Genomic DNA, 12,532 nt, shown 5'->3' with positions numbered 1-12,532 from the left:
ATTTAGCTGATTTGAACTAGGCGTGGCCAGCGTCTGCTGAAAGCTGAGCCGCATTTATTCCTAACATCTGCACGGCGACTTTCCAGCGGTCAGAAATCGGTGTATCGAAGATGACCTTCGGATCGGCTTCAACGGTTAACCATGAGTTCTCGGTCAGTTCGGTTTCCAGTTGTCCCGGTTCCCATCCTGCATACCCAAGTGCGACTAAATAATTCATCGGCTCATCTTCTGTACCCAACACCATCAAGATATCTTTTGAAGTCGTCACCGAGATTTGATCTGTCATGTTGATGCTGGATTGATAGCTGCCTTTAGGTTTGTGCAAAATAAATCCACGGTCTTCTGCGACCGGCCCACCGTTCAATACTGGCTTATCAAGACTTGCTTGGTTGGATTTCGGCTGCTCAGAATCAACCTTAACTTGTTTAAGCATGCTGCCGACAGTGACATCGATAGGGGCGTTGATCATCAAACCCATCGCGCCTTCGTCATTGTGCTCACAAAGGTAAATCACCGAATTTTGAAAGTATGGGTCTTTCATTCCGGGCATAGCAACCAGAAAGTGGTTCGTTAAATTCATAGAGCCTCCTGCCAGTGTGTTCCCAGTAAAGGAAAAAGAGCGGCGTAAAGCCGCTCATTGTTCTTTGCCTAGATATTTCTGTGTTTTCGAATAGCTAAGGCTTTCTTTAGTTTAGGCTATTTAGCGTTAACGCGAAGCTCAATTGCATCCATTAATTTACCTGTAACTGAAATATCAAAAGCGGCTTCAATTTCACGGATACAAGTAGGGCTAGTCACGTTAATTTCAGTCAGCTTGTCACCGATAACATCAAGCCCAACAAAGATTAAGCCTTTCTCTTTCAGTGCAGGAGCAACTGCTCTTGCGATAGCCCAGTCTGTTTCACTTAGAGGACGAGCTTCACCTGTACCGCCAGCAGCAAGGTTACCTCGAGTTTCCCCTTTTGCAGGAATACGCGCTAGACAGTAAGGCATTGGCTCACCGTCAACCACAAGAATACGCTTATCACCATTGCTGATGTCTGGAACAAAAGTTTGTGCCATTGCGTAGTTCTGACCGTGGTTGGTCAAGGTTTCAATAATAACTGATACGTTTGGATCGCCTTCTTTCACACGGAAGATAGACGCGCCGCCCATGCCATCAAGTGGTTTTAGAATCACGTCACCGTGTTCTTCTCGGAACGCTTTAATTTTTTCAGCTTTACGAGTCACGATGGTGGTCGGTGTCAGTTCAGGGAACCATGCCGTGAACAACTTCTCGTTACAGTCACGTAGGCTTTGTGGTTTGTTGACGATCAGTGCGCCGTTCTCTTCAGCACGCTCAAGAATGTAAGTTGCGTAGATGTACTCAGTATCAAACGGAGGATCTTTACGCATTAGTACCGCATCTAAATCGGATAGCGCGATAGTCTGTTCTGATTTGAACTCGTACCAACCGTTTGGATCTTCTTTTAGTTCAACAACCTTAGTGTCAGCAATGGCTACGCCTTGATCTAAATGTAGATCATCCATTTCCATGTAATGGATTTCGTAACCACGACGCTGAGCTTCAAGCATCATGGCAAAGCTAGAGTCTTTTTTGATGTTAATGGATGAAATTGGATCCATTACGATGCCAAGTTTGATCATTTTTTTCTCCTAGCCTAGATCGCCAAAACGGACTTGTAAGGCAGTAATTGCGGTTAGAGCTGCTGTTTCGGTACGAAGTACACGTGGGCCGAGTAGCGTCTCTTCAAATTTGTATTGTTCTGTCATGCCGATTTCTTCAGCCGACAAGCCACCTTCAGGGCCGATCAATAGGCGTACCTTACTGATAGGTTCTGGAAGGGTATTAATTGAGTATTTTGCACGAGGATGTAAGTTCAGCTTTAATGCTTCACTCGGTTCGCTACACCACTCTTCAAGTTGCATGATAGGGCGAATGACTGGAACCGTATTGCGGCCACACTGTTCACACGCCGCGATAGCAATCTTTTGCCACTGTGCGAGTTTTTTCTCGAAGCGTTTTGTATCAAGCTTAACGCCACAGCGCTCTGAAATTAAAGGGGTAATGGTGTTCACACCAAGCTCAACCGATTTCTGAATCGTGAACTCCATTTTGTCGCCACGTGAAATCACTTGGCCTAAATGTAAGTCTAACGGAGATTCGCTGCTGCGTTCGATGCGTTCAGAAACATTAACGGTGACATTTTTCTTTGATACTTCGGCTATCGTCGCAGGGAATTCAGCGCCACTGCCATCAAATAGAAGGACTTCTTGGTCTTCTTTCATGCGAAGGACACGACCAACATGACCCGCGGCATCTTCGCCTAAAGCGAGTGAACCTAACTGATGAATGCGTTCTGGGTGATGAATACGAGGGATTCTCATGCTGGTAAACCTATAAATATGTTCATTTGGGTATTTTGTCTCTGCCTAACATGGATGCTTTTAGTTGAAAAAACAAGGGTAGAGCAAGAGTTTCAGGGGCAATTCTGAAACTCTTGTTTGAGATAGTTAGGAATGTTGATTGTACGAGCGACGTTATTTACAAGCAGGGTAAACAAATGGGTTGTGATTACCTTGGATGGCATAGATTCGCTCATCACGAGTACATTCCCACTTGTCGACAGGAAATTGCTTGTTCCACGCCATCATTAGGTTGGTTTGTTGCTTAGATAGTTTGAAACCATACTCTTGGCTCATGTAAAGGTAAGTACGCGCGATAGAGCCTTTTGCTCTGTCTGGCGGCATAACTTTACGCTGCTTGAAGTTGACCTGCATTTCACACTGACCATAGCTCACACCATCCATGCCATTCCACTGACTGAAGTTGTAGTTGGAGCGATCACCGTTAACCTCGCCAATGGCCGGAGTTAGGTTGTGAAGGTCGGCTTCCATGGATTTGAATATTTTGTCATTGCGAGTGCAGTTCTTGCGCCCACCATCTTGCCAACACTGACGCTGGTGGCCAAATTGCCAAGCTGGAACCACGTGTTCCCACTCAATTCGACTCGCCCGCTTTTGTTGTTTTCGGACTTGATAGCCACAGCCATCAAGGTCGGGAATGCCTTTCTTTTTGTCCTTCCATGTAATGTCACAGCCGCAATAAAATGAAGTCGGATGGTCGAGGTAAATCTTCACCGCTTCTCTTTTTGCTTTGGAAAATGAGCTCGGTGGTGCGGCGAGAACGCTTTGGGTTACCAGTAGGCCAAATACTATTGTTAAGTAAAAAGATACAGGTAGGCCAAATGCTTTGAAGGTGAGTTTTTGCATAGAAAAAGACTGATAAAAGTATGATAAACATCAGTCTAGCACTCAAATGTTAGATCTCTCTATTAGATTTGTTCTACCGAGTAAATCAACCTGTCACTAGCTTAGTTGAGTTCCCGTGAAAGCTAAGGTTTGCTGGCACAATTGGCAGCGGTAGGTCGATTGATTCCGAAGTACTTTGTTGTGTCGTCTGATTGATAATGGGTAAGTGGTGCACTCACATCGATATTCAAAGGTTTTACCTTGAACTGACGCGATTTCAAAGCTGTGAGTTGTTCTGGCTGGCACGTTGAATACTTTTTCCATCACGTATTTCCACTCGTTTCCGTGAGGCCTAACACGTCCGAAAACCTGATGCGTGATCAGGTGTGCGAGTTCATGTGGCACAACCTCGTTGATGAAGGCATCTTCATTTTCAGAAAATAGTACGTGGTTGAGCTTAATTTCGTTGAGCTGAAGGTAGGCCTTTCCCGCCGCTTTGCCTCTTAACTTGAAGGTGATAGTTGGGTGTGGAAATTCACGAGAGAAATGTTGATTTGCGATAGCTAGGCATTCGGCCAATTTCTTATTTGCTCGGTGTTGTTGCGGGGTGTAAGACAAACGTTGTTAACTCCAAATAAAAGGCCTCAGCGTTTAAACCAAGGCCTAATCATAACATTGCTTGTTGATCTAGCGATGCTTTACACGTGATGTTTTTTCTTAATGATCTCGTGATAAGCGTGCCATGTAGCATAGCCAAGTAGCGGCATGGTGACGATCATTCCGATGCCGTAGGTGGCAAAACCCACCAAAATACCGGCACAAATAATACTCGCCCAAACCACCATTGCAGGGATGTTCGATTTCACGGCATTAAAGCTAGTGAAAATCGCACTCATCACATCAACGCGTCTCTCCATCATTAACGGAATTGAAAATGCTGAGATGCTAAATATGAGGCTTGCGATAACAAAACCAATCACAGAACCCGTAATTAAGAAGGGAGCGAACTCAGCCAGTGGTGCGCCTTGCACTGAAGGGTAGAGCGCGTGCAATAATGCAGCGATACGCATCCAGAATATCATCGCAACCATCAATACGATCGCAAAGGCCCATTGGTGGGTGGAGTTGCGAGTGATGGCTTTCATCGAGTGCAGTAGGCTTGCGTTGTGGCCTTTTTCTCTTTCCCAAGCTGCGTCATACAAGCCCAGAGCAAGAAACGGCCCTATTAGCATGTACACGATCAGGCTTGGCATTACGACCAAGTGTGTTCCTTGCCATTGGACAAGCTGAACAATGGCGATTGCCGCTCCCATAAAGCACAAACCGTAGAATGCGCTGATTAATGGCATTCTTACTAAGTCATGCAGAGCAAGCGACAACCAATGAAAGGGTGCGGAAATACTGATTTGGTTACAAGGAATGGTGCGAGCGTAATCCTTATCGCTGACCTTGTGTTTTTTATCGTTCAGTTCGGATGGGTGCGCGGTACGAGGCATAGATCCCCCTAGTTAAATAACGTCCTAGTTATAATTCCATAAGGCTCATCGATGTGGCTTGTGTGAGAGTTATGGTGTTGAGCTAAATTGCTCTTTGTCATCCCAGTTTTTGTTCTAGCGTGCATTTAACGAGCGTTATCAGGCTGAATTAATTTAAGTTAAATGTGAGCTTGATCTCTTAGGAGTTACCTTAACTATTGTCAGTAGTGTTAGAAAACACAAATTATCAGCGGTTTTTTATACTAAGTGGTTAACGGTAAAGAAGGGCATTAGAGAAGAGAATGGCGAGTGAAAGTAAGGTAAGTACATAAAAATAAAGCCCTTACTAAGAAGTAAGGGCTTTAAAGAAACAAATCGCAGTGGCTAAATTATTTTAGGCCAGCGAAGTCCGCAAGGATTGCTGCTTTGTCAGTCGCTTCCCAAGGGAACTCTTCACGACCGAAGTGGCCGTATGCAGCAGTCTGCTTGTAGATAGGCTGAAGAAGGTTCAACATCTCTTGAAGACCGTATGGACGTAGGTCGAAGTTTTGACGAACTGCTTCAATGATAATTTCGTGAGCTACTTTTTCAGTACCAAACGTTTCAACCATGATAGATGTTGGATCAGCAACACCGATAGCGTAAGACAGTTGAATCTCACAACGGTCAGCCATGCCAGCAGCAACGATGTTTTTCGCAACGTAACGAGCCGCGTAAGCTGCAGAACGGTCAACTTTTGATGGATCTTTACCAGAGAATGCACCGCCACCGTGACGAGCTGCGCCGCCGTAGGTATCAACGATGATCTTACGACCTGTTAGACCACAGTCACCCATTGGGCCACCGATTACGAAACGGCCTGTTGGGTTGATGAAGAAGTTAGTGTCTTTGTTGATCCACTCAGCAGGAAGTACTGGTTTGATGATCTCTTCCATTACTGCTTCACGTAGATCCGGTGTTGTTACTGAATCGCAGTGTTGAGTCGAAAGAACAACAGCGTCGATACCAACGATTTTACCTTGGTCGTATTGGAACGTAACTTGAGATTTCGCATCAGGGCGAAGGAAGTCAAGTTTACCGCTCTTACGTACTTCAGCTTGCTTCTTAACAAGAAGGTGAGAGTAAGTAATTGGAGCCGGCATTAGGATTGGTGTTTCGTTAGTCGCGTAACCAAACATGATGCCTTGGTCGCCTGCGCCTTGCTCTTTAGGGTCTTCTTTATCAACACCTTGGTTGATGTCTGGAGACTGCTTACCAATTGTGTTTAGAACAGCACAAGAGTCAGCGTCAAAGCCCATATCAGAATGAACGTAACCAATTTCACGTACTGTTTCACGAGTGATTTCTTCGATATCAACCCATGCAGACGTTGTTACTTCACCGCCAACCATAACCATGCCGGTTTTAACGTAAGTCTCACAAGCAACACGTGCTTTTGGATCTTGTTCCAAGATGGCATCAAGAACAGCATCAGAGATTTGGTCTGCAATTTTATCTGGATGGCCTTCTGAAACAGATTCAGAAGTGAATAGGTGCTTAGCCATGAGAGCTCCACTTTTAGTTTTTGGTGTAAATAGTTTATGGCGTCGCAAGCTAGGAAGCGCGCCATTAAATACAGTATATTTTGTAGGTGTTTCTACATCTAGACGGCTATTCTAAATTCCAGCGGTCGAATTACAAGCTCTTTTTTATGATATGTCATAACTAATCGTTTGCGTATCGATTGAGATAAGCCACTGCCAAGTGATGTAAATGTTCGAAAATTGCGAAAAATGACCGTTAAAATGCCAGTAAAACGTTTGCAGTCGCAATAGTCGTTTGAGAGAATACCCGCGCTAATTAAAATGAAAACATTAGCACTATCTCTTTTTTAAATCGCTTATGTATCCAGGAGCAGACATGCCTTCTCGTAAAGATCTAGCCAATGCAATCCGCGCACTTAGCATGGACGGTGTTCAACAAGCAAATTCAGGCCACCCAGGCGCACCTATGGGTATGGCTGACATCGCTGAAGTTCTTTGGCGTGGCCACTTGAACCACAACCCAGCAAACCCAGAGTGGGCTGACCGCGACCGTTTTATCCTGTCTAACGGCCATGGTTCAATGTTGATTTACTCTCTGCTTCACCTTGCAGGCTACGAGCTTTCAATTGAAGATCTGAAAAACTTCCGTCAACTGCACTCTAAGACTCCTGGTCACCCAGAGTACGGTTACGCTCCTGGTATCGAGACAACGACGGGTCCTCTAGGTCAAGGCATCACTAACGCTGTTGGTATGGCAATGGCAGAGAAAGCACTGGCTGCACAGTTCAACAAAGAAGGCCACGACATCGTAGACCACTACACTTATGCATTCATGGGTGATGGCTGTCTGATGGAAGGTATCTCTCACGAAGCATGTTCACTAGCTGGTACGCTAGGTCTTGGTAAGCTAGTTGCTTTCTGGGATGACAACGGTATCTCTATCGATGGTGAAGTGGAAGGTTGGTTCTCTGACGATACTCCTAAGCGTTTTGAAGCATACGGCTGGCACGTAATCCCAGCAGTAGACGGTCACGATCCGGAAGCAATCAATGCAGCTATCGAAGCAGCTAAAGCAGACCCTCGTCCAACGCTTATCTGTACTAAAACTATCATCGGTTTTGGTTCTCCAAACAAAGCTGGTACGCACGACTGCCATGGCGCTCCACTAGGTGCTGATGAAATTACAGCAACTAAAGCAGCACTTGGTTGGGAACACGGTCCTTTCGAAATCCCAGCAGATATCGCAGCTGAGTGGAATGCGAAAGAAGCGGGCGCAGCAAAAGAAGCGGCGTGGAATGCTAAGTTTGACGCATACGCAGCGGCTTACCCAGAGCTAGCAGCAGAATTCAAACGTCGTACTAACGGTGAACTTCCAGCACAATGGGAAGAGAAAGCAAACGCAATCATTGCTGATCTTCAAGCTAACCCTGCAAACATTGCTTCACGTAAAGCATCTCAAAATGCTCTAGAAGCGTTTGGTCAAATGCTTCCAGAATTCATGGGCGGCTCTGCTGACCTAGCGCCTTCCAACCTAACTATGTGGTCTGGCTCTAAGTCTCTTGAAGCAACTGACTTCTCTGGTAACTACATCCACTACGGTGTACGTGAATTCGGTATGACGGCTATCATGAACGGCATCGCTCTGCACGGTGGTTTCGTACCATACGGCGCAACGTTCCTAATGTTCATGGAATACGCGCGTAACGCAATGCGTATGGCTGCTCTGATGAAAGTTCAGAACATCCAAGTTTACACGCACGACTCTATCGGCTTAGGCGAAGATGGTCCTACTCACCAACCGGTTGAACAGATCGCTTCTCTACGTCTAACGCCAAACATGAGCACATGGCGCCCATGTGACCAAGTTGAGTCTGCTGTTGCTTGGAAACTGGCTATTGAGCGTAAAGATGGTCCTTCATCTTTAATCTTCTCTCGTCAAAACCTTGCACAACAAGATCGTAATGCTGAGCAAGTAGCTAACATCGCTAAGGGTGGTTACATCCTGAAAGATTGTGAAGGCAAGCCTGAGCTAATCATCATTGCAACAGGTTCTGAAGTTGAGCTTGCTGTTGAAGCTGCTGCACAGTTAACCGCTGAAGGTAAAGCAGTACGCGTAGTATCTATGCCTGCAACTGACGCGTTCGACAAGCAAGATGCTGAATACCGTGAGTCTGTACTTCCATCTGACGTTACTGCTCGTATCGCAGTAGAAGCTGGCATCGCTGACTTCTGGTACAAGTACGTTGGTTTCGGTGGCAAGATCATAGGTATGACAACGTTCGGCGAATCTGCACCAGCAGGCGAGCTATTCAAGATGTTCGGTTTCACTACTGAAAACGTAGTAAACACCGCGAAAGAGCTTCTTGCTTAATCATTGATTGCTAGCTTAGTGCTAACAATGAAATGAATAAAAAAACCGAGCGCTGAGCTCGGTTTTTTGTCTCTGGGATTTGTTTCTCCTAGACTCATCTCTATAAGCAACAGATCAATCTGTCATGAACAAGCTGAGTTATTCAAGTAATGCCTTTTGGGTAGGATTCAGTTATCATCTGTTGCACGAAATTTTGGTTAGATGTACGGAACTATGCTAAAAGTCGCGATAAATGGATTTGGACGAATAGGGCGTAATGTATTGCGCGCTGTCTATGAAAGTGGCAAAAGCCAACAAATCAAAGTAGTAGCGGTCAATGAGCTTGCTCAGCCTGACGCTATGGCTCACCTATTGCAGTACGACACCAGTCACGGCCGCTTCGGTAAGAAAATCTCTAACGATCAAGAGCACATTTATGTCCATCATGGCATTGGTGCTGAAGACAAGGGTGAGTTTGATACCATTCGTATCTTACATCTTGCTGATATTGAGCTGTTGCCTTGGCGTGACCTTGAGGTGGATATCGTTCTCGATTGTACCGGTGTTTATGGTTGCCGAGATGACGGCCTCGCGCACATTGCTGCAGGGGCGAAAAAGGTACTGTTTTCTCACCCCGGTGCCAATGACCTCGATAACACCATTATCTATGGTGTGAACCACGATACCATCGAAGCGGACCACCAAATCGTTTCCAATGGTTCGTGCACCACCAACTGTATTGTCCCTATCATTAAGGTTCTTGATGACGCCTTTGGTATCGAGTCCGGTACGATTACGACTATTCACTCTTCAATGAATGATCAACAAGTTATCGATGCGTACCACAGCGATTTGCGTCGTACTCGAGCAGCAAGCCAATCGATCATTCCTGTCGATACCAAGTTGCATAAAGGTATTGAAAGAATCTTCCCGAAATTTTCCAACAAATTTGAAGCTATATCTGTGCGTGTGCCGACGGTAAACGTAACAGCGATGGATTTAAGTGTCACAATTAATGCAAATGTGAAAGTTAATGACGTAAATCAAACCATTGTTAATGCATCCCAGTGTACATTACACAATATAGTTGACTATACTGAAGCGCCGCTCGTTTCCATCGACTTTAATCACGATCCCCATAGCGCAATCGTTGATGGTTCACAAACGCGAGTGAGCAACGGCCACTTAGTTAAAATGCTAGTGTGGTGTGATAATGAATGGGGCTTTGCGAACCGAATGCTGGATACGGTTCTTGCAATGCAAGCTTCTGAAGGCAAGAAGTAAGACCTAGAAGCAAATGTGCGGATTATTTATTTTTTAGCTTGAAATAAATACTAAGAGTCCACATATTATGAGTAGTGAAAGAATTACCAGTTGAATAATTTATAGGCTTAGCAGGGTTGCTGAGTTTCCAAAACTTTATATTTATTTAAATTTGAGAGGACAAATCATGTCTGTGATCAAGATGACTGACCTGGAACTTGCAGGTAAACGCGTATTTATCCGTGCTGACCTAAACGTACCAGTAAAAGACGGTAAAGTAACTTCAGATGCACGTATCCTTGCATCTCTACCAACTATCAAACTTTGCCTAGAAGCTGGCGCAAAGGTAATGGTTACTTCTCACCTTGGTCGTCCTACTGAAGGCGAATACAACGAAGAGTTCTCTCTAGCTCCTGTAGTTAACTACCTAAACGACGCACTAGACTGCGAAGTTAAACTAGCTAAAGATTACGTAAACGGCCTAGAGCTAAACGCTGGTGAACTTGTTGTTCTTGAAAACGTTCGTTTCAACAAAGGCGAGAAGAAGAACGAAGAAGCACTTTCTAAGCAATACGCTGCACTATGTGACATCTTTGTAATGGATGCATTCGGTACAGCTCACCGTGCTCAAGCTTCTACACACGGCGTTGGTACTTACGCTCCTGTAGCATGTGCTGGCCCTCTTCTAGCTGCTGAGCTTGAAGCGCTTGGTAAAGCAATGGACAACCCAGCTCGCCCACTAGTGGCTATCGTTGGTGGTTCTAAAGTTTCTACTAAACTAACCGTTCTAGAATCTCTTTCTAAAATTGCTGACCAGCTTGTTGTTGGTGGTGGTATCGCGAACACATTCATCGCTGCTGAAGGCCACAACGTAGGTAAGTCTCTATACGAAGCTGACCTAGTTGAAACGGCTCAAAAGCTAATGAAAGAGTGTGCTATCCCAGTAGCAACTGACGTTGCATGTGCTAAAGCATTCGACGAAAACGCAGAAGCTGAAATCAAGCACGTTTCTGAAGTTCAAGACGACGACATGATCTTCGACCTTGGTCCAGATTCAACTGCGGCACTAGCTGAAATCATCGGCAACGCGAAAACAATCCTTTGGAACGGCCCTGTAGGCGTATTCGAATTCAAGAACTTCGAAGCGGGTACAGCTGGTATCTCTAAAGCAATCGCTGAGTCTGCAGGTTTCTCTGTAGCAGGTGGTGGTGACACGCTAGCAGCTATCGATAAGTTCGGTATCAAAGCTGACGTTTCTTACATCTCTACTGGCGGTGGCGCTTTCCTTGAATTCGTTGAAGGTAAAGTACTTCCTGCAGTAGCAATGCTTGAAGAGCGTGCTAAAGCATAATTGATTTAGAAAGGCGAGATGTGAATCTCGCCTTTTAACGTTTGCTGCATATCACACTTTTTTGCTAGAATGGCATAAGTTGTGAGCAAACGATTGCAAGTTTTTAAACTTAAGTTTTTTAATCTTAAAACGATAGAATAAATAGGACTATTTCCATGTCTAAGATCTTCGATTTTGTAAAACCTGGTGTGATTTCTGGCGATGACGTACAGAAAGTATTTGAAGTAGCAAAAGAAAACAAATTTGCTCTTCCTGCTGTAAACGTTGTTGGTACTGACTCTGTAAACGCAGTACTAGAAGCAGCTGCTAAAGTTAAAGCTCCAGTAGTTGTTCAGTTCTCTAACGGCGGCGCTGCATTCTTCGCAGGTAAAGGCGTTAAACTTGAAGGTCAAGGCGCACAAGTTCTTGGCGCTGTAGCTGGTGCAAAATACGTACACGCTGTAGCTGAAGCTTACGGTGTTCCAGTTATCCTGCACACTGACCACGCTGCTAAGAAACTTCTTCCATGGATCGACGGTCTACTAGACGCTGGTGAAGAGTTCTTCGCACAAACTGGTAAGCCTCTATTCTCTTCTCACATGCTAGACCTTTCTGAAGAGTCTCTAGAAGAGAACATCGAAACATGTGCTAAGTACCTAGAGCGCATGGCTAAAATGAACATGACAATCGAGATCGAACTTGGTTGTACTGGTGGTGAAGAAGATGGCGTTGATAACTCTGATATGGACGCATCTGAGCTTTACACTTCTCCAGAAGACGTAGCATACGCTTACGAGAAACTAATGGCTGTTAGCCCACGTTTCACTATCGCTGCATCTTTCGGTAACGTACACGGTGTTTACCAAGCTGGTAACGTTGTACTTACTCCAACTATCCTACGTGACTCTCAAGCATACTGTGCAGAGAAGTTCGGTATCGCACCTAACGCTCTAAACTTCGTATTCCACGGTGGTTCTGGTTCTTCTGAAGCAGAAATCCAAGAGTCTATCGGCTACGGTGTTATCAAAATGAACATCGATACTGATACACAGTGGGCAACTTGGGACGGTATCCGTCAGTACTCTGCTGACAACTTCGATTTCCTACAAGGTCAAATCGGCAACCCAACTGGCGAAGCTGCTCCAAACAAGAAGTACTACGATCCACGCGTATGGCTACGTGCTGGTCAAGCTTCAATGGTTGCTCGTCTAGAGAAAGCATTTGCTGACCTTAACGCTGTAGACGTACTATAATTCTTTGAATTAAGTACTCTTTAAGTTTTAAAAACCCGCTCATTGAGCGGGTTTTTTTATATCTGATAAAAACTTGTACTAAATAT

General features: G+C 45.0%; 11 protein-coding genes. 4 read left to right on the top strand and 7 right to left on the bottom strand.

The features are described from left to right. Positions 1-16 precede the first annotated feature (16 nt). The 7 genes from AB4351_RS02435 to metK form a co-directional block, all read right to left on the bottom strand. Entirely contained in the window at positions 17-580 is a 564-nt protein-coding gene (locus AB4351_RS02435; protein WP_102394125.1) for a YqgE/AlgH family protein, read from the bottom strand. A 116-nt stretch (positions 581-696) separates the two neighbouring features. Then, on the bottom strand, positions 697-1,647 hold the full coding sequence (gshB, locus tag AB4351_RS02430) for a glutathione synthase (RefSeq protein ID WP_372124981.1): 951 nt from the start codon (positions 1,645-1,647) through the stop codon (positions 697-699). Between the two features lie 9 nt (positions 1,648-1,656). Further along, positions 1,657-2,388 (bottom strand): 16S rRNA (uracil(1498)-N(3))-methyltransferase, encoded by a 732-nt coding sequence (rsmE, locus tag AB4351_RS02425; RefSeq protein ID WP_065584115.1) that lies wholly within the window; start codon positions 2,386-2,388, stop codon positions 1,657-1,659. Positions 2,389-2,541: 153 nt separating this feature from the next. After that, a complete protein-coding gene (locus tag AB4351_RS02420; RefSeq protein WP_017063198.1) occupies positions 2,542-3,273 on the bottom strand; it encodes an endonuclease in 732 nt (243 codons plus the stop codon). Between the two features lie 96 nt (positions 3,274-3,369). Continuing rightward, a complete protein-coding gene (locus tag AB4351_RS02415; protein WP_017062236.1) occupies positions 3,370-3,870 on the bottom strand; it encodes a SprT family zinc-dependent metalloprotease in 501 nt (166 codons plus the stop codon). Between the two features lie 80 nt (positions 3,871-3,950). Then, complete coding sequence (locus tag AB4351_RS02410; RefSeq protein ID WP_017062235.1) at positions 3,951-4,748, bottom strand: DUF2189 domain-containing protein; 798 nt, start codon at positions 4,746-4,748, stop codon at positions 3,951-3,953. Between the two features lie 368 nt (positions 4,749-5,116). Further along, positions 5,117-6,271 carry a methionine adenosyltransferase gene (metK, locus tag AB4351_RS02405; protein ID WP_017062234.1) on the bottom strand — a complete coding sequence of 385 codons (1,155 nt, stop codon included), beginning with the start codon at positions 6,269-6,271 and terminating at the stop codon, positions 5,117-5,119. A 355-nt stretch (positions 6,272-6,626) separates the two neighbouring features. Here metK and tkt point away from each other — a divergent pair, with 355 nt between their 5' ends. The 4 genes from tkt to fbaA all read left to right on the top strand — a co-directional run bounded on the left by tkt (position 6,627) and on the right by fbaA (position 12,446). Beyond that, a complete protein-coding gene (gene tkt / locus AB4351_RS02400; protein ID WP_102394120.1) occupies positions 6,627-8,621 on the top strand; it encodes a transketolase in 1,995 nt (664 codons plus the stop codon). Positions 8,622-8,834: 213 nt separating this feature from the next. Then, positions 8,835-9,884: an erythrose-4-phosphate dehydrogenase gene (epd, locus tag AB4351_RS02395; protein ID WP_032545627.1), complete on the top strand. Its 1,050-nt coding sequence runs from the start codon at positions 8,835-8,837 to the stop codon at positions 9,882-9,884. Between the two features lie 166 nt (positions 9,885-10,050). After that, positions 10,051-11,214, top strand: coding sequence for a phosphoglycerate kinase (locus tag AB4351_RS02390; protein ID WP_017059064.1), 1,164 nt, complete (start codon positions 10,051-10,053; stop codon positions 11,212-11,214). 155 nt (positions 11,215-11,369) lie between these two features. Then, positions 11,370-12,446 carry a class II fructose-bisphosphate aldolase gene (fbaA, locus tag AB4351_RS02385; RefSeq protein ID WP_010435694.1) on the top strand — a complete coding sequence of 359 codons (1,077 nt, stop codon included), beginning with the start codon at positions 11,370-11,372 and terminating at the stop codon, positions 12,444-12,446. Positions 12,447-12,532 lie beyond the last annotated feature (86 nt).

The organism is Vibrio sp. 10N.261.51.F11 (assembly GCF_041471665.1).
Lineage (GTDB): Bacteria > Pseudomonadota > Gammaproteobacteria > Enterobacterales > Vibrionaceae > Vibrio > Vibrio crassostreae_C.
This window is presented reverse-complemented; position numbering and strand designations above follow the sequence as displayed.